This window comes from Rhodanobacter sp. FW106-PBR-R2A-1-15, assembly GCF_058789735.1.
Map to the genome: position 1 here is coordinate 70,074 of NZ_JBYTEM010000011.1, position 20,720 is coordinate 90,793.

The following is a 20,720-nucleotide window of genomic DNA, read 5'->3' on the forward strand; positions in this document are numbered from 1 at the left end:
CATCAGGTCCTCAGGCAGCTCCCGCCAGTTTAGCCGCTTCGGCCAGGTCTACCTGCACCAGGCGCGACACGCCGGGCTCGCGCATGGTCACGCCGCACAGCTGGCTGGCTGCTTCCATGGTGGCCTTGTTGTGGCTGACGAAGATGAACTGCACCTTCTCGCTCATCTCGCGCACCATGTTGGAGAAGCGGCCCACGTTGGCCTCGTCCAGCGGCGCGTCCACCTCGTCGAGCAGGCAGAACGGCGCGGGATTGAGGTTGAAGATGGCGAACACCAGCGACACCGCGGTGAGCGCCTTCTCGCCGCCGGAGAGCAGCGAGATGTTGGAGGGCCGCTTGCCCGGCGGCCGCGCCATAATCGACACGCCGGTGTTGAGCAGATCGTCGCCGGTCAGCTCCAGGTAGGCGTGACCGCCGCCGAACAGGCGCGGGAACAGCTCCTGCACGCCGGCGTTGACCTTGTCGAAGGTTTCCTTGAAGCGCTGGCGGGTCTCGCGATCGATCTTCTTGATGGCGTTTTCCAGCGTCTCCATCGCGCTGGTGAGGTCGGCCAGCTGGTTGTCCAGATAGGTCTTGCGTTCGCTCTGCTCGGCGTGTTCCTGGATCGCCGCCAGATTCACCGGCTCCAGCCGCGCGATCTTCTGGCCGAGGTCGCCGAGTTGCGCGCGCCACTGCTCCGCGTCGATGTCCGCGGCCAGTTCGGTCAGCAGGGTCTCCAGTTCGAGGCCGGAAGCGTTGATCGCCGCGGCCAGCTGTTCGGCGCGCAGCTGCAGCGCCTGGGCGGCGAGGCGCTTCTCGGACAGCCCCTCGCGCAGGCTGGCCAGGCCCTGTTCGGCCAGGTGGCGCTGCTGTTCGAGCTTGCGGAATTCGAGGTCGCAGTCTTCCAGCGCGCGGCGTGCCTCGACCAGTTGCTTGTCGACTAGCAGGCGCTGGTCCAGATAGGCTTGCCGTTCGGCTTCGAGTTCGGCGATCGGGTCGGAGCCGGCGGCGAGCTGTTCGCTGATCTCGTCGCGGCGCGCCTCGATCTGGCGCAACTGGGCGTCCATGCGGCCCAGCGCCTGCTCCAGCGAGCCCAGCGAGGATCGCTTCGACTCCAGCGCCAGGGCCAGCGCATGTGACTGCTCGGCAGCCTCGCGCGCGTTCATGCGCGCCTCTTCGCGCGCTTCGAGCAGCGTGCGCCGCTCGTTCTCCAGTTCGCGGCGCTGGTCTTCCTGGTCGCCCATCAGGCCGACCGATTCATCCAGCCGCGCGCGCGCCTCGCGGGTTTGACCCTGCAGTTCGTCGAGCTGGGCCGCTAGACCATCCAGTTCGCCGCTGACTTTCTCGGCGCGGGCGCGGGCGGTTTCCAGCTTGCCGCGGTGGCTCTGCAGCTGGCCGGCCAGCTCGGACTGGCGGCGATGCGCGTTGTACAGCTCGCGCTGCGCGTCGTCGCGGGCGCGCTCGGCCTCGAACTTGCTGATGCGCAGTGCGTCGAGCCGTTCGCTGGATGTTTCCAGCTGCGCTTCCAGTGCGGCGATCTGTTCGGCCAGCAGGCGCAACTCGCGCTCGCGCGCCAGCACGCCGACCTGGCTGCCCTGCGCGCGGCGCACGCGCGCCCAGCCCGGCCCCAGCCATTCGCCGCTGCGCGTGATCACCGACTGGTACGGCGCCAGCGCGGACAACGAGGCCACCTGCTGGTGCGCGTCGCCCAGCGACTCGGCGGTGAGCACGTGGCCGAGGATGGTCAGTGCCGCCGCCGGACCGCGCACATGGGCGGCCAGCGTACCGGCGGTGTGGGCGCCGCCGTCGGCGGCGTCGAGCAGCGCCACGTCGGCGTTCTCCAGCGCCTCGAATTCGGCGGCCAGCTCGTGCGAACCATCCACCAGCACGCTGTCGAGGAAGCCGCTCAAGGCGGTTTCGACGGCGGGTTCCCAGCCGTTTTCGACTTGCAGCGATTCACCGAGGCGGTGTGACTTGTTCAGTCCGAGGCGAGCCAGCCAGCCGCTGGCGGCGTTTTCTTCCTGGCCCAGTGCGGCGTGTTGCAGCGCCTCCAACGAGGCTTGTCGGCCGCGCGCAGCCTGCAGCTGCTGGCGCGCCTCGTTCAGCGCCGACTGCACCTGGCGCTCTTCCTCCAGCAGCTTCTCGTGGCCGCCCTTGTGCTGGTCGAGCAGGCTGCCCAGCGTCTCGACGCGTTCGCGCTGGGTCTCGTGCTCGTCGACCAGTTGCTGGCCGGCGGCGTCCAGCGCGGCCACGTCGGTGGCCTTCTGCTCGGCTTCCAGCGCCTCGCGCCGGCGCGACAGGTCGATCGCCTGGCGGTCGAGATAGTTGAGCTTGGTGCGCTCCACCTCGGCTGCGCGGTTGGATTCGCCGGCGTTGCGGGTGTGGCTGTCCCAGCGCTGCTGCCAGTCGGCCAGCTTCGCCTCGGTGCTGCGCTGGGCTTCGGCGGTGTCGTCCTGCAGCTGCTGCAGGGCTTCGAGTTTCGGCTCGCCTTCGGCCAGCGCCAGGCGCAGCGCCTCGACCTGATCACGATCGGTGGCGATGTGCGCGGCCAGCTCGGCATGCTCGCGCTCGGCGTCGCCGTGGGCGCGCTGCAGGCGCTCGGCGGTCTCCTTGTTGTAGCGCACCTGCTGCTCGACCCGGGCGATCTCGGCGCCGACCTTGTACACCTCGGCCTGCACCGCGTTCAGGTGTTCGCTGGCGTCGGTGTGGCGTTCGCGCACGCTTTCCAGCTGCGCCTCGATCTGGCGCTGGCCGGCCAGCTGCTTCTCGATCTCGATCTCGGCGGCGGAGAGCACTTCGCCCTCGCCGTCATGCTGGCTCTTCAGGCCGCGGTATTCCAGCGCGCGCAGTTCGGCTTCCTTGCGCGTCTGTTCTTCCTTCAGCGCCTTCCAGCGCTCGGCCGCGCGGGCCTGGCGGTGCAGGTGTTCGAGCTGCTTGTCCACCTCGTCGCGCACGTCCTTCACGCGGTCGAGGTTCTCGCGGGTGGCCTTGATGCGGCTCTCAGTTTCCTTGCGCCGTTCCTTGTACTTGGAGATGCCGGCGGCTTCCTCCAGGTGCGTGCGCAGTTCCTCCGGGTGCGCCTCGATGATCTGGCTGATCATGCCCTGCTCGATGATCGAGTAGCTGCGCGGGCCGAGGCCGGTGCCGAGGAACAGGTCGGTGATGTCGCGCCGGCGGCAGCGCGCGCCATTGAGGAAATAGGCGGACTGGCCGTCGCGGGTGACCTGGCGCTTCACCGAGATCTCGGCGTACTGGCCGTACTCGCCCTGGATCGAACCGTCGGCGTTGTCGAAGATCAACTCGACCGTGGCCTGCCCCACTGGCTTGCGCGTATTCGAGCCGGAAAAGATCACGTCGGTCAGCGAATCGCCGCGCAGGCGGCTGGCCGCGCTCTCGCCCATCACCCAGCGGATCGCGTCGATGATGTTGGATTTGCCGCAACCGTTCGGGCCGACCACGCCGATCATGTTGCTCGGCAGGTGCAGGGTGGTGGGGTCCACGAAGGACTTGAAACCGGCGAGTTTGATCGTGGTCAGGCGCATGCGGTCGTCAATGGGTCATCGGTAGTGCCCGCGCAGTCGGGCGACAAGGCACTGTGCCAAACGCGGGACGGCGCTGCAATGCGTTTCCGCGTGAAGTAACAGCTGAAGAGTTCTATATAACTCGTTGTTTCAAAATTACTTGTTTTTCGCATCGATCGACAAGGCGTGGATTCCGTTGTCCATCAACCCGTCCAGCGCCGCATAAACCAGGCGGTGGCGGCGGATCGGCAACAGCCCGGCGAACGCGGGGCTGACAATACGCACGTGGAAATGGCCCTTGCCCTCGCCGGCATGTCCGACATGCAGGTGGCCTTCGTCGACGATTTCCAGTTCGGTGGGTGCCAGTGCCTGGATCAGGCGCTGGCGGATTTGTTCGATCATCGCCTCGCTCACGCCGGCAAGGCCTTGCGGAATGGCTTGATCTGCACCTGGGCATAGACGCCGGCCGCCACATAGGGGTCGGCATCGGCCCAGGCGCGGGCCTCGGCCAGCGACGGGAACTCGGCGAGGATCAGGCTGCCGCTGAAACCGGCCGGGCCCGGATCTTCGGACTCGATCGCCGGGAACGCGCCGGCAACGAACAACCGCCCCTCGTCCAGCAGCGCCTGCAAGCGCGCGATATGCGCCGGACGCGCGCCCTTGCGCTTCTCCAGCGAATCGGCAACGTCCGTTCCGAGGATGGCAAACCACATGATGCGGGCTCCGGGTTTCGGCGAAACCGCAAGTTTAACTCACGCCGCCGCTCAGGCGTTCCGCGCGGCCGCAGCCAGCTGCGCCGTGTCGACGCGCACGAAGATCGAGTCGCCCAGCGCGGTCATCACCTCGCCGGCGTAGACCTCGCACAGCACGCGGGTCTTGCGCCCGACCTCGCCCTCCACGCGTGCCTTCAGCGTCAGCGGCACGTCCATCGGGGTGGGCTTGAGGAACCTGATGCCGAGATTGCCGGTGACGCAGTCGATGCGCGGCTTGCTGTCCGGCGCGCGATGCTCGGCGCGGTAGTGGTAGGCCATCGCGGTCCAGTTGGAATGACAATCCACCAGCATGGCGATCAGGCCACCGTAGACAAGCCCCGGCCAGCCGTGGAAATCGGCGCCCGGCAGATGGGTGCTCACCACGTGCACGCCGTCCTCGTGCCAGTGGCTCTTGATGTGCAGGCCATGCGGATGGGCGCTGCCGCAGCCGTAGCAGACTCCGTCGGGTGCGGCCAGGTCCTGCAGCGCGGGCGTGTCGAAGCTCACGCTTCCGGCCGCATGTACGGGAACAGCAGCACGTCGCGGATCGAGGACGAGCCGGTCAGCAGCATCACCAGCCGGTCGATGCCGATGCCCAAGCCGCCGGTGGGCGGCAGGCCCACTTCCAGCGCGCGGATGTAGTCGGCGTCGAAGTGCATCGCCTCGTCGTCGCCGGCGTCCTTGGCGTCGACCTGGGCCTGGAAGCGTGCCGCCTGGTCCTCGGGGTCGTTCAACTCGGAGAAACCATTGGCGATCTCCTTGCCGCCGACGAACAGCTCGAAGCGGTCGGTGATGCCCTTGTCGGTATCGTTCTCGCGCGCCAGCGGCGACACTTCCACCGGGTGCTGGATGATGAAGGTGGGCTGGATCAGGGTGTGTTCCACCGTCTTCTCGAAGATCTCCAGCAGCAGCTTGCCCCAGCCGTAGCCGTCCTTGACCTGCACGCCGAGCCGCTTGGCGTGCGCGGCCATCGCCGCGCGGTCGCGCAGCTCCTCGCGTCGGATCTCCGGGTTGTGCTCCAGCACGGCGTCTTCCATGCGCCAGCGGCGGAACACCGGACCGACGTCGATCGCGGCGCCGTCCCATTCCAGTTGCGTGGTGCCGAGCACGACCTGCGCGGTGTCACGGATCACGCTCTCGGTGAGGTCCATGATCTCGTGGTAGGTGGCGTAAGCCTGGTACAGCTCCAGCATGGTGAACTCGGGGTTGTGCCGGGTGGACACGCCCTCGTTGCGGAAGTTGCGGTTGATCTCGTAGACGCGGTCGAAGCCGCCGACCACCAGTCGCTTCAGGTACAGCTCCGGCGCCACGCGCAGGTACAGGTCCAGGTCCAGCGCGTTGTGGTGGGTGACGAACGGCTTGGCGGTGGCGCCGCCGGGAATGATGTGCATCATCGGCGTCTCCACTTCCATGAAGCGGCGTGCCGGGGCCTCCAGCCACTGGCGCATGTAGCCGATGATCTTCGAGCGCAGCATGAAGGTGCGCCGCGCTTCCTCGGTGACGATCAGGTCGACGTAACGCTGGCGGTAGCGCTGCTCCACGTCGGCCATGCCATGGTGCTTGTCCGGCAGCGGGCGCAGGCTCTTGGTCAGCAGGCGCAGCTGGTCGACCCGCACCGAGAGCTCGCCGGTCTTGGTGCGCATCAGCGTGCCTTCGGCACCCACGATGTCGCCCATATCCCAGCCCTTGAACGCTTCGTAGACCGCCTCGCCCACCGTGCCTTGGTGGATGAACAGCTGGATGCGTCCGCTGAAATCCTGCAGCTGCACGAAGCTGACCTTGCCCTGCACGCGCTTGAGCACGATGCGCCCGGCCATCTTCACCCGGCGCGCGGCAGCCTCGACCGCCTCGGCTGTGTGCACGTTCTTGTCAGCGAACTCGGCCTGCAGGTCACCGGCGAAGCTGTCGACCTTGAAGTCGTTCGGGAACGCGATGCCCTGCCCGCGCAACGCCTTGAGTTTTTCGCGGCGCTCGGCGATCAGCTTGTTCTCATCGGCGGCAGGCAGGGTATCGGTGACTTCGCTCATGGGGCTTCCGTGGTGACCGGCGCACGCGGGCCGGCCGGCACATGTGTCGTGGTGGAGGGAGTATCGGGGCAATCAATCGCCCTTGTTGAACACTTTTTTGGTGGCGCCCTTGGTAGCCTCCCAGCCTTCCTTCGCGCCATGACCGATGGCGATGCCGGCGTCCCTGGCGCCATGGCCGACCGCGATGCCCGCCTTCTTCGCGCCGTGGCCGATGCCGGTGCCGGCTTCCTTGGCGCCATGGCCGACCTTCTTGGCAACGTGCTTGGTGGCATGGCCCACATCGCGGGCGCCGTTGGCGACGCCGTGGCCCACGTCCTTCGCATCCTGCTTGATGCCCTGGCCGGCGCCGCCTTGCGTCGACTGCGCAGCCACGCCGAAGGCGGCTAGTGCGGTGCAGGCAAACACGATGATGCAGATCTTCTTGCCGTTCATGCAGGTCACCTCGTCAATGATCGGAACTTACGCGTCGATGCGCTTGGCGCCGGCCTCGATGCCGGATTTCAGGCTCGCCTCGATGAACTCGTCGAGGTCGCCGTCGAGCACTTTCTGGGTGTCGGAACGCTCGATGCCGGTGCGCAGGTCCTTGATGCGGCTCTGGTCCAGCACGTAGTTGCGGATCTGGCTGCCCCAGCCGATGTCGGACTTGGTGGCTTCCAGCGCATCCCTCTCGGCGTTGCGCTTCTGCACTTCCAGTTCATACAGCTTGGCGGCCAGCATCTTCATCGCGCGGTCGCGGTTCGCATGCTGGCTGCGCTCAGTCTGGCACGCCACCACCGTGTTGGTGGGAATGTGCGTGATACGCACCGCCGACTCGGTCTTGTTGACGTGCTGGCCGCCGGCGCCCGACGAACGGTACACGTCGGTCTTCAGGTCGGCCGGGTTGATGTCGATCTCGATACTGTCGTCCACTTCCGGCGAGACGAACACCGAGGTGAAACTGGTATGGCGGCGGTTGTCCGAATCGAACGGACTCTTGCGCACCAGCCGGTGCACGCCGATCTCGGTCTTCAGCCAGCCATAGGCGTAGTCGCCCTCGACGCGGAACGTGGCGGACTTGATGCCGGCCACCTCGCCGCCGCTGACTTCCATCAGCTCGACCTTCCAGCCGCGGTGCTCGCACCAGCGCAGGTACATGCGCAGCAGCATTTCGGCCCAATCCTGCGCCTCGGTGCCGCCGGCACCGGCCTGGATGTCGACGAACGCGTTCATCGCATCCATCTTGCCGGAGAACATGCGCTGGAACTCCAGTTTGCCGACCTGCGATTCCAGCTTGGTCAGGTCGTCGATCACCGATTGCGCGGTCTCGTCGTCGCTGTCGGCGATGGCCATCTCCAGCAAGTCACCGGCGTCATTCAGGCCGGCGGTCAGCGTGTCGATGCCGTGGACGATGGTGTGCAGGCGGGCGCGCTCGCGGCCCAGTTCCTGCGCGTTGGCCGGGTCGTCCCACACGGTGGGGCTTTCCAGTTCACGGGTTACTTCTTCCAGACGTTCGCTTTTCGTAGCGTAGTCAAAGATACCCCCTAAGCGACTCGACCCGACCGCGAAGGTCGGCGATCTGCGCATGGATGGGATTGGTCTCGATCATGGCGAAATCATTGTGGGAGGCAAGCGCACAAGAATAACAGACCCGTTTGCCGCAGGCGCCCTCGCATTGTAGGGCGGGCACTGCCCGCCGATCCTGGTCATGACCCGTCAAAAGCGGGCGGGCAGTGCCCGCCCTACGACCAGCCGGCCAAATTCACGCCAGCGCCTGGGCGTGGACGCCTCTCACCGCCCGCCCGGACGGATCGGCCGCGTTGGCGAACGCCGGGTCCCACGCCAGCGCCGCCGGCGAGGAACAGGCGATCGACTTGCCGCCAGGCACGGTGGCCGCGCAGGCTTCGCCGGGGAAATGCCGTTCGAAGATGCGCCGGTAGAAATACGCCTCCTTGGTCGCCGGCGTGTTGAACGGGTAGCGTGCCGCCGCCGCAGCGAACTCGCGGTCGCTGACCGCCTGCTCCGCATGTGCCTTCAGCCCGTCGATCCAGCCATAGCCCACGCCGTCGCTGAACTGCTCCTTCTGCCGCCACAGGATTTCCTTCGGCAAGGCGCCGTCGAACGCCTCGCGCAACACGTGCTTCTCGATCTTGCCGTTGCCGGCCATCTTGCGCGCGGCATCCAGCCCCATCGCCACGTCGATGAATTCCAGGTCGAGGAACGGCACCCGCGCCTCCACGCCCCAGGCCATCATCGCCTTGTTCGCGCGCAGGCAGTCGTAGCTGTGCAGCGCGTCGAGCTTGCGCACGGTTTCCTCGTGGAAGGCCTCCGCCGAGGGCGCCTTGTGGAAGTACAGGTAGCCGCCGAAGATCTCGTCGCTGCCTTCGCCGGACAGCACCATCTTCACCCCCATTGCCTTGATCCGCCGCGCCAGCAGGTACATCGGCGTGGCGGCGCGGATGGTGGTGACGTCGTAGGTCTCGATGTGGCGGATCACTTCCGGCAGCGCGTCGAGCCCCTCCCAGAAGGTATAGACGAAGCCGTGGTGTACGGTGCCCAGCGCATCGGCGGCGACCTGCGCGGCGGCCAGGTCGGGCGAGCCTTCCAGTCCGATCGCGAACGAATGCAGACGCGGCCACCAGGCCTCGCTGCGGTCGTCGTCCTCGACTCGTTCGCGCGCGAACTGCGCGGCGCAGGCAGCGACCAGCGAGGAATCCAGCCCGCCCGAAAGCAGCACGCCGTAAGGCACGTCGGTCATCAGCTGGCGATGCACCGCCTGCTCGAACGCCTTGCGCAAGGCCGGTGCCGCCACGTCATGGCCGCGCGTGGCGGCGTAGTCGCGCCAAGGCTTGTCGTAATAACGCTGCAATTCGCCGCTGACGCTGTCGTACACATGGCCGGGCGGAAACGGCGCCACGTCCGCGCAGACGCCGACCAGCGCTTTCATCTCCGACGCCACGCACAGGCGGCCCTGTGCATCGTGCCCCCAGTACAGCGGGCAGACGCCGATCGGGTCGCGCGCAATCAGGTAACGCTGCGCCGCGCCGTCCCACAGCGCAAACGCGAAGATGCCGTTGAGCCGGCCGACGAAATCGCTGCCCTGCTCGCGGTACAGCGCGTTGATCACCTCGCAGTCCGAGCCGGTGGTGAAGTCGTAGCCCAGTCCGGATGCCAACTCGCGGTGGTTGTAGATCTCGCCGTTCACCGCCAGCGCCAGCGCGCCGTCACGCGAACGCAGCGGCTGCGCGCCGCTGGCGGGGTCGACGATGGCCAGCCGCTCGTGCACCAGGATCACCCCGGCATCGACGAATACCCCGCTCCAATCCGGCCCGCGATGGCGCTGGCGCTGCGACAGCTCCAGCGCCTGCCGGCGCAGCGCCGCCAGGTCGTCGCCCGGCTGCAGATCGAACATTCCGAAAATCGAACACATAGTGAAGTTCCTCAGTTACTGGTGGTGAATACCGCTTTTGTGAAGAGTCGGCCATGGCTGGCCAGGTGTTGCTCTTGCGCGGATGGAACCGCGCACAAAGTTGAAACATCGGCCATGGATGGCCGGTTTTTGCGCTTGCGCGGATGGATTCGCGCACAAAAAAAGGCCCGCACTGGGCGGGCCTTTTCGCGTATTCGATGAAACTTGCAGCTACGCGCGGGCCCGCCAACGGTTGGCGTTATTGTTCGCGCGATTATTGTTGTTGCCGGCCGGCACGAAGCCCCGCGCGGAAGGCGCGGTAAGGTTCAGATGGCTGGCAGCGACGGAATGCATGGGCCAACTTGAACAGATTCCGCGGCGTCTGGCAAGTGCGGGTGCGATCCAATCACTGTAGGAGCCCGCTCGCGGGCGATGCTTTGGCTTTTGCGAATCCCGGCTCTCAACAGACGAACGTCTGGTCATCCCGAGCCTGGTCCCAGAGCATCGCCCGCCAGCGGGCTCCCGCCAAGGGCGAGTTCAAGGGACCGTGACCCAGCGGGTGGCTTCCTCGATCTCCGCGCCATGGAACAGGCGAAACTGCGCCGGGATGGCGAAGCTGAAGGCGACCGCCGTACCGCGCAGCCACGGCACGTCGGTGACCAGCGCGATGCGGTCCCAACCGCTGAAATGGCGCATGCCCAGCTTAGCGTCATCCCATAGGGCGCCCGGGTCGAAGCCGGTGAAATCGTCGGCGGTGACATACAGCATGCGCAGCTTGCGGTTGAGCGCGAACGCCGCTTCGACATCCGGCACGATGACCTTCTCGTAATCTTCCGTCGTCACCTGACTGTGGGCACGGAAGCCGAGCGTGCCGGGTGGCAATCCTTCGATCAGGGCGATCACTGGCGTTCTCCATGAGCGGGGTGAGCCCAGTCTGGCCCCGACCGCGTGAAAAACGTGCAAGCGGAATCAGGCCGGCTCGATGTGCCGCAGCAGCAGGCGCGGGCTTTCGCGGCCCTGCCAGTCGTTGATGGTCAACTCATAGGCCGCGCGCAGCCGGGGTGGCGGCGGCTGCCCGTGGTATGCGTTGAACATCACCGCATCGTGCACGGCGCCGTCGCGCGGATCGCGCAGTTGCAGGCGCAGGTGACGTTCGCCCATCAGCTTCCAGCCGGCACAGTCGAACAGGTTGTCGAACAGCGGCTCGGGGAAGGCCTGGCCCCACGGCCCGGCTTCACGCAATTGCCGGGCCAGCGCCAGCGTGGCGGCGCCGGGCGGCAGTTCGCCGTCAGTATAGAGCACGGCCTGCAGGCGTTCGGGCTCGATCAGCTCGCGCGCGATCGCGTCGAAGGCGGCGGCGAAGCGCGGGTAGTCGTCGGCCTTCAGGCTTAGCCCCGCGGCCATCGCATGGCCGCCGAAGCGCTCGATCAGGCCAGGCTGGCGCGCGTCGATCGCGGCCAGTGCGTCGCGGATGTGGAACCCGGGGATCGACCGCGCCGAGCCACGCAGTTGGGTGTTACCTGTGCGCACTTCCTGTGCGCCAGAATCAAAAGGCGGCGATCCCTCGCCGCACTCTTCAATGCCTGCGGGCGCGAACGCGATCACCGGGCGGTGCAGCCGCTCCTTCAGCTTGGAGGCGACCAGACCAACCACGCCGGCGTGCCACGACGGCTCGAACAGGGCCACGCCCACCGCGTCCGTGTGGCCGAGGCTGGCGGCCATCAGCTCGGCCTCGGCCACCATCGACGCCTGCAGATCGCGCCGCTCGCGGTTGATCGCATCGAGCTGTTCGGCATGGCGGCGCGCCTGCGCGGCATCATCGGTGAGCAGGCAGGCCACACCGAGGCGCATGTCTTCCAGGCGCCCCGCCGCATTCAGCCGCGGCCCCACGGTGAAGGCCAGGTCGGTGGAGCACAGCGTGGCCAGGCTGCGCTTGCCTACCTCGACCAGCGCGGCGATGCCGGCGCAGGCACGGCCGCTGCGCATGCGTTGCAGACCGGCCTCGACCAGCACGCGGTTGTTGAAATCCAGCGGCACCAGGTCGGCCACCGTACCCAGAGCCACCAGGTCAAGCAGCGGCGACAGATCGGGTTTCGCCGCGCCGAACGCGCCCTGCCCGTGCAACTTCGCACGCAGCGCCAGCAGCAGGTAGAACATTACCCCCACGCCAGCCAGGTTTTTCATGCGTGCGTCCTGCACGCGAGAGTCAAAAAGCGGGCTTCCCTGCCCGCATTTCTCAGGACCTACGTTGGGGTTCACGAGCGCGTCGCAAGCCGGCAACTGTTCGCCCGGCAGGTGGTGGTCGGTGACGATGACCTTGATGCCGCGCGCCTGCGCCGCCGCCACGCCGGCGACGCTGGCCACGCCGTTGTCGACGGTGACGATCAGCTGCGGCGTAGGCTGCAGCGAGGCGACGAAGGCCGGGCTCAGACCGTAACCATGCGCAAAGCGATTGGGGATTGCGTAATCCACCCGCCGCGCCCCGAGCAGGCGCAGCCCGCGCACCGCCACCGCGGTACCGGTGGCGCCGTCGCAGTCGTAGTCGCCGGCGATCAGGATGGCCCAGTCGTCGCGGATCGCCTCAACCAGCAGCTCGACCGCCTGCGCCATGCCGCCCAGCAACTGCGGCGACAGCATCCGCGCCAGCCGGTGCTCGGCCTGGCCGGGTTCCAGCACGCCGCGTGCGGCGTAGATCCGCTGCAGCACCGGGTGCACCGAATCCGGCCAGCCACGCGGCGCGCCCTTGCTCTCGCGCCGGCGCAGTTGCAGCACGCTCAACGCCCTGCCCCGCGCCAGAGGCGCCAGCGGTGCCGGGGTTTGTGCAGCCAGCGTTCGCCGCCGGCGAAATGCAGCACGACGGACTGGCGTTCGAGCAGCGGCAGCAGTGCCGGCCACCAGTGCGTGGCAATCTCCTGCGGCGGCAGGTCCTGCAGGTCGATCAGCCAACCGGCCCCGCCGCCGGCGATCGCCTCGGCCGCGCGCGACTGCTGGGCAATGCCGGCACGTGCGGCCAGCGCGCGCAGCAGCAGGTCATCGCTGACCACGCCCGCCAGCTCGCTGGTCGCGGGCGGCGGCAGGCGCCCGCCACCCCACAACCACAGGCTGTTGACCGGCGACTGGCCGCGCGCCTGCCGCGCGGCGTTCCGCGGATGCTGGTGCAACAGAACCTGGATGTCGTTGAGCAGCACGCGCCAGCGGCGTCCTTCCGGACCTTGCGGCAGGTGCTGTGCGAGGTCTTCGCCCAGCGCCTGCTCGGGCGCGGCGAGGCCGGGCAGCGGGGTATCGGCCAGCAGGCGCAGGTGCCAGTGGTCCGGCGTGGAAAGCTCCAACTGCATGCCGGCCTCGTCGAACACCGGCCGCAGCGGCTCGGCCAGCACACGTGCTTCATCCATGTCCAGACCCATGCGGCCGCAGGCGAGCAGGCGCACGCCGTTCATGTCCGGCTGTATCCATGCTGGATCGGCCGCCAGCCAGACCTCGCCATCCGCATCGCCGGCAAGGAACTCGCGGGTGATCGCCGCGGCCGGCACGCTCGCGTCGACGCCGGAAAAATATTCGCCCAGGCCGCCGAGGTAGCCAATGCCGCCGTCCGGCAGTCGGTCGGCTCGGGGCAACCATGCACGCAGCGGATGCGCCGGCTCGACGTGCGCCAAAGAGGGCAGCCACAGTTGCAGCGATCGCTCCGACTTGGACATTTCTTCAGGCTTCCAGTTGTTCGACCAATGCCAGCCACTCGGTTTCCAGCGATTCCTTCTCACCGCGCAGTTCGGTCTGGCGCTGGCCCAGTCGCATCATGTCGCTGGTCGGGCCGTTGTAGGTGGCCGGGTCGGCCAGTTGTGCCTCCAGCGCGGCCAGCTCGGTGTCGATGCTGGCGGTGCGCGTCTCGATCTTCTTTACCCGCTGGCGCGCGGCTTTTTCCTCATCACGCTGGGCCGCAGCCTGCCGACGGCGCTCTTCCGGCGGAACTTCCATGACCTTGACCACCGGCTTCGTCGTCGCATCGGCCTTCGCCGCTTTCTTGTTCGCGGCGGTACGCGTCTTCAGCCAGCGCGCGTAGTCGTCCAAGTCACCGTCGAACGGCGCCACCTCGCCGTCAGCGACGCGCCAGAAGCTGTCGCAGACCATGCCGAGCAAATGGCGATCGTGCGAGACCAGCACCAGCGCGCCGTCGAAATCGGCCAGCGCGTCGGCCAGCGCCTCGCGCATGTCCAGGTCGAGGTGGTTGGTCGGCTCGTCCAGCAGCAGCAGGTTCGGCTTGTCCCAGGCGATCAGTGCCAGCGCCAGGCGCGCGCGTTCGCCGCCGGAAAAACCGTCCACCGACTCGAATGCGCGGTCACCGGCGAAATTCCAGGTGCCGAGGAAATCGCGCATGACCTGGGTGGCCACGCCCGGCGCCTTGTCCTGCAGGTGGTCGAGCGGGCTCGCCCCTTCGCGCAGGCTTTCCACCGTGTGCTGGGCGAAGTAGCCGATCTTCAGGTCCTTGTGCACCTTGCGCTCGCCGCCGAACGGTTCGAGCTCGCCGACCAGGGTCTTCACCAGGGTGGACTTGCCCGCGCCGTTCGGGCCGAGCAGGCCGATGCGCTCGCCCGCCTCGATGCTGAAGCGCACGTCGGACAACACGATGTGCGCCGCCTCGTTCCCGTGCGTGGACGGATCGGCCAGGTAGCCGGCGACGATGTCCTCCAGCTGCAGCATCGAATCGGGCAGCCGTCCCGGTACCGGGAACTGGAAGCTGAAGGGCCGCTCGGCGCGCACCGCCTCGGTGCCGGACAGCTTCTCCAGCCGCTTCATCCGCGATTGCGCCTGCTTGGCTTTGCTGGCCTTGGCCTTGAAGCGGTCGATGAAGGACTGCAGGTGCGCCCGCTCGGCCTGCTCGCGCTCGTGCGAGATCTGCTGTTGGCGCAGCTGCTCGGCGCGCAGGCGTTCGAACGCGCTGTAGTTGCCGGTATACAGCTTCGCCTTGCCCTCGTTGAGGTGCAGCGTGTGGGTGATCACGCCGTCGAGGAACTCGCGGTCGTGCGAGATGATCAGCAAGGTGCCCTGGTAGCGGCGCAGCCATTCCTCCAGCCATAGCACGGCGTCGAGGTCGAGGTGGTTGGTCGGCTCGTCGAGCAGCAGCAGGTCGGACGGGCACATCAGCGCGCGCGCCAGGTTCAGCCGGCCGCGCCAGCCGCCGGAAAACTCCTGCACCGCGCGCTCGTGCGTTTCCGACGGGAAGCCCAGGCCGTGCAGCAGGCGGCCGGCGCGGGCGCGGCCGTCGTAGCCGTTCAGCTCCTCGATGCGGTGGTGCGCCTTCGCCATCGCCTCCATGTCGCCGCGCTCGCCGGCGTCGACCTCGTCGCGGATCGCGGCGGCCAGTTCCTCATCGCCGCCCAGCACGTAGTCGATCGCCGCATCCGGCAGCGCCGGCGTTTCCTGCGCCACCGAGGCGAGGCGCAGCTTGCCCGACATCTCCAGCTCGCCGGCATCGCCCTCCAGCGTGCCCTGCAGCGCGGCGAACAGGCTGGACTTGCCGCAGCCGTTGCGGCCGATCACGCCGAGGCGCCAGCCGCCCTGGATCACCAGGTCGATGTCGGAAAGCAGCAGCCGGCTGCCGCGGCGCAAGGCGAAATGTCGGAAGGAAATCATGGAAAGCCTGGATCGGAAGCGGGCGGGTCGGCGCCCGCAGCCGCCCATGATAGCGGCGATGACGCCCTTCCCGACGAGGCGCCCTGGTACCGCCGCGCGCAGGCGAATGCCGAACCCATCGCATTCGGCGGGCGTCAGCGTGGCGCAACACCGGCGCTTCTGCTACAACGACGCCGCATACAGCCTTGTATGGAGAGGGGAGCCATAATGGTCAAGTTCACGAGCAGTTTGCCGATCGTCATCCTGCTGGCTGCTGCCGCCGGCCTGGCCACGTCGCAGCTGGCCAGTGCGGCTCAGTTGCGCGAGCACGGCGACAGCCTGCTGATCCACCGCGTGCAGCAGGAAAAGGACATGAACCTGCCCCGCCGCGGGCTGAGCATGGCCCGGGTCGAGAAGACCTGGGGCGCGCCGCAGCGCAAACTGTCGCCGCGCGGCGGCGACAGCAAGAAGCATCCGCAGATCAACCGCTGGGAATACTCGAACTTCATCGTGTACTTCGAGCACAGCCACGTGATCCACGCGGTGCTCAATACGCCGGCCGGCAACAACACCAACCCGGCAGACGCCAACTGAGCTGATTTTCCGACCGATGCGGCCCGCGGCGACGCGGGCCGCATTTTTATGGCGTGCGCTCCCGTGCACCATTCCGGCGAGCGCCCCGCGAGCACGCACAACGGCGGCCCCGCCGTTCCGCCCCGATGCATCGCGTAAAATGTGCGACCCGGCGCCGACGCAGGCGCCAAACCACACTCCACGGAAATCCCGTCATGACCGACCACTCCTTGCGCCTGCCGGCGGAATGGGAACCGCAGGCCGCGGTGCTGATCGCCTGGCCGCATGCCGGCACCGACTGGGCCGAGCGACTGGCCGCGGTGGAAACCACCTACGTGGCGCTGGCCGCCGCGGTTACCCGCTTGCAGCCGCTGATCGTCGTGGTCGCGGACGCGGCGCTGCGCGCGCACGTGCAGTTGCAGCTGCGCAACGCCGGCGTGGACCTTTCGAAAGTCCGCTTCGTCGAGCTGCCCTACGACGACACCTGGCTGCGCGATTCCGGCCCGATCACCCTCGCCGACGCCGCCGGCGGCTTCCAGCTCACCGACTTCCGCTTCACCGGCTGGGGCGGCAAGTTCGGCGCCGCGCAGGACGACGCGCTGGTCGCCGGCCTGGTGCAGGCTGGCGTGTTCGGCCATGCCACGCACCGGCGTATCGACTGGGCATTGGAAGGCGGCGGCATCGAGAGCGATGGCGCCGGCACCGTGCTCACCACCTGGAAGTGCCTGCACCAGCGCCACCCCGAGCAGTCGCGCGAGGCGATGGACGCGATCCTGCGCGATGGGCTGCACGCGAAGCGCGTGCTGTGGCTGGACCACGGCTACCTCGAAGGCGACGACACCGACGCGCACATCGACACCCTCGCCCGCTTCGCGCCGGGCGAGCGCATCGTGTATCAGGCCTGCGGCGACGCGGCCGATCACCACCACGACGAACTCCAGTGCATGGGCGAGGAACTGGCCGCGCTGCGCACCGTCGACGGCCGCCCGTACCAGCTGTATCCGCTGCCGTGGGCGCAGCCGATCCTCGACCAAGGCCGCCGGCTCGCCGCGTCCTACGCGAACTACCTGATCGTCAACGGCGCCGTGCTGGTGCCGGCCTACGGCGACGCCGCCGACGCCGAGGCCGCGCACATCATCGGCAGCGCGCACCCGGGCCGCGAGGTGGTGCAGGTGCCATGCCGCCCGCTGATCTGGCAGAACGGCAGCCTGCATTGCATCACCATGCAATTGCCCGCCGGAATCGCCTGAGCCGCATCGGCTAAACTGTCGGGTCTGGCCGTGCCGAGGATTCAACCCATGACCCGCAAGACCCTCAAGGTCGCGCTGTTGCAGGAAACCGACCGCGGCAGCCGCGACGCCAACCTCGATGCCATCGACGCCGGCCTGCGCCAAGCCGCCGCGGCGGGTGCGGAACTGGTGCTGCTGCAGGAACTGCACAACGGCGCGTACTTCTGCCAGCACGAATCGGTGGAGATCTTCGACCAGGCCGAGAGCATTCCCGGCCCGGCCACGGCGCGCATCGGCAAGCTGGCCGAAGAATTGAAACTGGTGGTTATCGCCTCGCTGTTCGAGCGCCGCGCCGCCGGGCTGTACCACAATACCGCGGTGGTGTTCGATCGCTCCGCGGCGATCGCCGGCGTCTACCGCAAGATGCACGTCCCCGACGATCCGGCGTTCTACGAGAAGTTCTACTTCACACCGGGCGATCTTGGCTTCGAACCGATCGACACCTCGGTCGGCCGCCTCGGCGTGCTGGTGTGCTGGGACCAGTGGTACCCGGAAGCGGCGCGCCTGATGGCGCTGGCCGGCGCCGAACTGCTGCTCTACCCCACCGCGATCGGCTGGGACCCGAACGACGTGCAGGCCGAGAAGGATCGCCAGCGCGACGCCTGGATCACCGTGCAGCGCGGCCACGCCGTGGCCAACGGGCTGCCGCTGCTGTCGTGCAACCGCACCGGCTTCGAGGCCGACCCGTCGGGTACCGGTGCCGGCATCCAGTTCTGGGGCTCCAGCTTCGTCGCCGGCCCGCAGGGCGAGTTGCTGGCCCAGGCCGGCACCGACGCGCGCGAACTGCTGCTGGCCGAGGTCGACCTGGCGCGCAGCGAGCACGTGCGGCGGATCTGGCCGTTCCTGCGCGACCGCCGCATCGACGCCTACGCCGACCTGCTCAAGCGCTTCCGTGACTGATAGCGCACCGACCTCGCCCGTACCGGCTTGTTCCGCATGCCCGCCGTCCCCATGCTTGGATCTCCCACGACGACCGGCCTGCTGAACGGATGAGCGCCCCCGAAACCGAAGTCACTGCATTGCCCGCCGCCCTGCAGGGCCAGCCGATCGAGCGCGTGCAGCGCGACGGCGTGGAATACGTGGTGCTGGGCACGGCGCATGTCTCGCGCAGCAGCATGGAGGCGGTCGAGGCGCTGCTGGACCACGAGCACTTCGACGCGGTGGCGGTGGAATTGTGCGACAGCCGCGCGCAAAGCATGCGCGACCCCGAAGCGTTCAAGCAGATGGACCTGTTCAAGGTGATCCGCCAGGGCAAGGCCGGCATGGTCGCCGCCAGCCTGGTGCTGTCGACCTTCCAGAAACGTCTGGCCGACCAGTCCGGCATCCAGCCCGGCGCCGAGATGAAGGCCGCGATGGACGGCGCCGAGGCGCGCGGGCTGCCGCTGTGGCTGATCGACCGCGAGGTCGGCACCACGCTCAAGCGCGCCTGGCGCAGCGTGGGCTTCTGGCAGCGTTTCGGCCTGCTCGGCGGCCTGCTGGCCAGCGTGTTCGAGCGCGAGGACATCGAACAAAGCGAGATCGAGAAACTGAAACAGGGCGACCTGCTGGAGAGCGCGTTCAGCGAATTCGCCAGCAGCTCGAAACCGCTCTACGACAGCCTGATCGGCGAGCGCGACGCGTTCATGGCCGCGCGCCTGCGCGAGGAAGCCGCGCGCGCGGCCACGACGGAACATCGCCGCGTGCTGGTGGTGATCGGCGCCGGCCACCTCAAGGGCTTGTGCACCCAGTTGCGCGAGCAGCAGGACGATCCCGCCGCCAGGGTCGCCGAGCTTGCCGTCCCGCCGCCGAAGGCACGCTGGCCGAAGTGGGTGGCCGCCGGGCTGGTGCTGCTGGTATTCGCCGCGATCATCTGGGCCTTCCACCGCAACGCCTCGCTGGGTACGCAGGCATTGATGGCCTGGGTGCTGTTCACCGGCGGCTTCGCCGCGCTCGGTGCCCTGGTTGCCGGCGGCCATCCGCTCAGCGTCGTCGCCGCCTTCATCGCCGCGCCGATCAAGCCGTTCCGCCCCGGCATCCCCGCCGGCGGCATCAGCGCGATGGCCGAAGCCTGGGCGCGCCGCCCGCGGGTGGTCGACTTCGACACCCTGCGCGACGACATCGTGCACTGGAGCGGTTGGTGGAAAAACCGCGTGGCGCGCACCCTGCTCAACTTCTTCCTGGTCAGCGTGGGCACCATCGTCGGCGAGTACAGCGCCGGCATCCACATCTTCAAGAGCCTGTTCTGAAGCCGGTCCGCGGCTCCACGCATGCTACGATGCGCGCGCCCGCGCAGCGCCGCGGACGCCACGCCCGGATGGCGAAACTGGTAGACGCAAGGGACTTAAAATCCCTCACCCTCACGGGTATCCCGGTTCGATCCCGGGTCCGGGCACACCTCTTCCCCGCCTGCGGCGCGGCCACAAAAAAAGTGCAGCGGGATCGCCCGCCGCACTTTTGATTGCCTGTACCGGGGAACCCGGAACGATCAGGCTGCCGCGTCCTTCAGCTTCTTCAGCGGGCGGATCTTGATCTTGGTCGACGCCGGCTTGGCCGCGAACCACTGCTCTTCCTTGGTGAACGGGTTGATGCCCTTGCGCTTCGGCTTGGCCGGCACGCTGACCGCGGTGATCTTCAGCAGACCAGGCAACTGGAACGAGCCGGCGCCCTTCTTGTGCACCGAGCCGGCCACCGCGCCTTCCAGCGCTGCCAGCACGGCGCGCACATCCTTGGCCACCACACCGCTGGCTTCAGCGATGTGCGCCACCAGGCTGGACTTGCTCAGGACTTCCTTGATCGGCTTGGGTGCGGCGGGTGCGGCCTTGGATGCCGGCTTGCTCTTTGCAGCTGCTTTCTGCGTCTTTGCCATGGGTTTCCCCTCGTGAATATGTGATGGTTGGTTCGTATGCCTCGCGGCACGCTGAATGTAGGGGAATTCAGCGGTGCCGCCAACGGGTCGAGCGGAAAAAACCGCAAAAAAACCGCGGCAATGACGCAATCGACTACCCCACGGCCGATGGCAAGTGCGAAACGGCCATGCCTCTGCGGCATGCACGCTCTTGCATGCCTCGACCCGCACGGCACGGAGAGCCCGAAACCCGCCGTTCGAAATGGCACAAAAAAACCCGCCGAGGGCGGGTTTCCTGCGGCTGCCTGCAGCCGGTTGCGCAATGGAGGCCAAGGTCGGAATCGAACCGGCGTACGCGGATTTGCAGTCCGCTGCATGACCACTCTGCCACCTGGCCATTGCTTGGTGCATCGCGACCATGATGATCGCAGCTTGCCTGTAAAAAACAAAACCCCGGTGGACCGAGGTTCTGCCTGAAAATTGGAGCGGGAAACGAGACTCGAACTCGCGACCCCGACCTTGGCAAGGTCGTGCTCTACCAACTGAGCTATTCCCGCATCGGAGCCGCGAATCATAGCAGAACGGGTTCGCCTGTGAATAGCCTCGACACGGATTGCCGGCATGGCATGCGCAGGAGGCGCCGCTACGACAAAGCCCCGGACGGGCCGGGGCTTTGTCTGCAAACTGGAGCGGGAAACGAGACTCGAACTCGCGACCCCGACCTTGGCAAGGTCGTGCTCTACCAACTGAGCTATTCCCGCATA

The 20,720-nt window shown here is 67.6% G+C and carries 17 protein-coding genes and 4 tRNA genes; 5 read left to right on the forward strand and 16 right to left on the reverse strand.

Annotation, left to right across the window (positions count from 1 at the left end):
• Positions 1–10: 10 nt before the first annotated feature.
• The 12 genes from smc to AC3WTD_RS08150 form a co-directional block, all read right to left on the reverse strand.
• Positions 11–3,520, reverse strand: a complete 3,510-nt coding sequence (gene smc / locus AC3WTD_RS08095; protein ID WP_492613484.1) for a chromosome segregation protein SMC — start codon at positions 3,518–3,520, stop codon at positions 11–13.
• Positions 3,521–3,655: 135 nt separating this feature from the next.
• Positions 3,656–3,901: a BolA family protein gene (locus AC3WTD_RS08100; RefSeq protein ID WP_027491727.1), complete on the reverse strand. Its 246-nt coding sequence runs from the start codon at positions 3,899–3,901 to the stop codon at positions 3,656–3,658.
• 8 nt (positions 3,902–3,909) lie between these two features.
• Positions 3,910–4,212: a YciI family protein gene (locus AC3WTD_RS08105; RefSeq protein WP_027491726.1), complete on the reverse strand. Its 303-nt coding sequence runs from the start codon at positions 4,210–4,212 to the stop codon at positions 3,910–3,912.
• Positions 4,213–4,263: 51 nt separating this feature from the next.
• The gene (locus AC3WTD_RS08110) at positions 4,264–4,758 is read right to left on the reverse strand and encodes a PaaI family thioesterase (RefSeq protein ID WP_492613485.1); all 495 of its coding nucleotides are present in this window, start codon (positions 4,756–4,758) and stop codon (positions 4,264–4,266) included.
• Positions 4,755–6,278 carry a lysine--tRNA ligase gene (gene lysS, locus AC3WTD_RS08115; RefSeq protein WP_492613486.1) on the reverse strand — a complete coding sequence of 508 codons (1,524 nt, stop codon included), beginning with the start codon at positions 6,276–6,278 and terminating at the stop codon, positions 4,755–4,757. The genes AC3WTD_RS08110 and lysS overlap by 4 nt, the downstream gene beginning before the upstream one ends.
• A 72-nt stretch (positions 6,279–6,350) precedes the next feature.
• Complete coding sequence (locus AC3WTD_RS08120) at positions 6,351–6,710, reverse strand: hypothetical protein (protein ID WP_492613487.1); 360 nt, start codon at positions 6,708–6,710, stop codon at positions 6,351–6,353.
• 27 nt (positions 6,711–6,737) lie between these two features.
• Positions 6,738–7,863, reverse strand: a protein-coding gene (gene prfB, locus AC3WTD_RS08125; protein WP_492613488.1) for a peptide chain release factor 2 whose coding sequence is annotated in 2 segments (ribosomal slippage) — positions 6,738–7,787 and positions 7,789–7,863 — 1,125 coding nt in all. Because the reading frame shifts where the segments join, the coding sequence is not laid out codon by codon here.
• Between the two features lie 153 nt (positions 7,864–8,016).
• Positions 8,017–9,684 carry an asparagine synthase B gene (asnB, locus tag AC3WTD_RS08130; protein ID WP_027491721.1) on the reverse strand — a complete coding sequence of 556 codons (1,668 nt, stop codon included), beginning with the start codon at positions 9,682–9,684 and terminating at the stop codon, positions 8,017–8,019.
• Positions 9,685–10,200: 516 nt separating this feature from the next.
• A complete protein-coding gene (locus AC3WTD_RS08135; RefSeq protein WP_027491720.1) occupies positions 10,201–10,566 on the reverse strand; it encodes a SpoIIAA family protein in 366 nt (121 codons plus the stop codon).
• Between the two features lie 66 nt (positions 10,567–10,632).
• The gene (locus tag AC3WTD_RS08140) at positions 10,633–12,441 is read right to left on the reverse strand and encodes a single-stranded-DNA-specific exonuclease RecJ (protein ID WP_051257492.1); all 1,809 of its coding nucleotides are present in this window, start codon (positions 12,439–12,441) and stop codon (positions 10,633–10,635) included.
• Entirely contained in the window at positions 12,438–13,358 is a 921-nt protein-coding gene (locus AC3WTD_RS08145; RefSeq protein ID WP_492613489.1) for a phosphoglycerate mutase, read from the reverse strand. The genes AC3WTD_RS08140 and AC3WTD_RS08145 overlap by 4 nt, the downstream gene beginning before the upstream one ends.
• 4 nt (positions 13,359–13,362) lie before the next feature.
• Positions 13,363–15,291 carry an ABC-F family ATP-binding cassette domain-containing protein gene (locus tag AC3WTD_RS08150; protein ID WP_027491717.1) on the reverse strand — a complete coding sequence of 643 codons (1,929 nt, stop codon included), beginning with the start codon at positions 15,289–15,291 and terminating at the stop codon, positions 13,363–13,365.
• 207 nt (positions 15,292–15,498) lie between these two features.
• On the opposite strand from AC3WTD_RS08150, the gene AC3WTD_RS08155 reads away from it, so the two are divergent.
• The 5 genes from AC3WTD_RS08155 (at position 15,499) to AC3WTD_RS08175 (ending at position 19,503) form a co-directional block, all read left to right on the forward strand.
• Complete coding sequence (locus AC3WTD_RS08155) at positions 15,499–15,864, forward strand: hypothetical protein (protein ID WP_492613490.1); 366 nt, start codon at positions 15,499–15,501, stop codon at positions 15,862–15,864.
• Positions 15,865–16,058: 194 nt separating this feature from the next.
• Positions 16,059–17,093: an agmatine deiminase family protein gene (locus AC3WTD_RS08160; RefSeq protein WP_492613491.1), complete on the forward strand. Its 1,035-nt coding sequence runs from the start codon at positions 16,059–16,061 to the stop codon at positions 17,091–17,093.
• Between the two features lie 48 nt (positions 17,094–17,141).
• Positions 17,142–18,032, forward strand: coding sequence for a carbon-nitrogen hydrolase (locus AC3WTD_RS08165; protein ID WP_492613492.1), 891 nt, complete (start codon positions 17,142–17,144; stop codon positions 18,030–18,032).
• An 89-nt stretch (positions 18,033–18,121) separates the two neighbouring features.
• Positions 18,122–19,357 carry a TraB/GumN family protein gene (locus AC3WTD_RS08170; protein ID WP_492613493.1) on the forward strand — a complete coding sequence of 412 codons (1,236 nt, stop codon included), beginning with the start codon at positions 18,122–18,124 and terminating at the stop codon, positions 19,355–19,357.
• Between the two features lie 62 nt (positions 19,358–19,419).
• A tRNA-Leu gene (locus AC3WTD_RS08175) sits at positions 19,420–19,503 on the forward strand.
• A gap of 93 nt (positions 19,504–19,596) precedes the next feature.
• Here AC3WTD_RS08175 and AC3WTD_RS08180 read toward each other — a convergent pair.
• The 4 genes from AC3WTD_RS08180 to AC3WTD_RS08195 all read right to left on the reverse strand — a co-directional run bounded on the left by AC3WTD_RS08180 (position 19,597) and on the right by AC3WTD_RS08195 (position 20,717).
• On the reverse strand, positions 19,597–19,977 hold the full coding sequence (locus AC3WTD_RS08180; protein WP_027491712.1) for an HU family DNA-binding protein: 381 nt from the start codon (positions 19,975–19,977) through the stop codon (positions 19,597–19,599).
• A gap of 302 nt (positions 19,978–20,279) precedes the next feature.
• Positions 20,280–20,353: transfer RNA gene (locus AC3WTD_RS08185), tRNA-Cys, on the reverse strand.
• Between the two features lie 84 nt (positions 20,354–20,437).
• Positions 20,438–20,513 (reverse strand) — tRNA-Gly (locus AC3WTD_RS08190).
• A 128-nt stretch (positions 20,514–20,641) separates the two neighbouring features.
• Positions 20,642–20,717: transfer RNA gene (locus tag AC3WTD_RS08195), tRNA-Gly, on the reverse strand.
• Between the last annotated feature and the right edge of the window lie 3 nt (positions 20,718–20,720).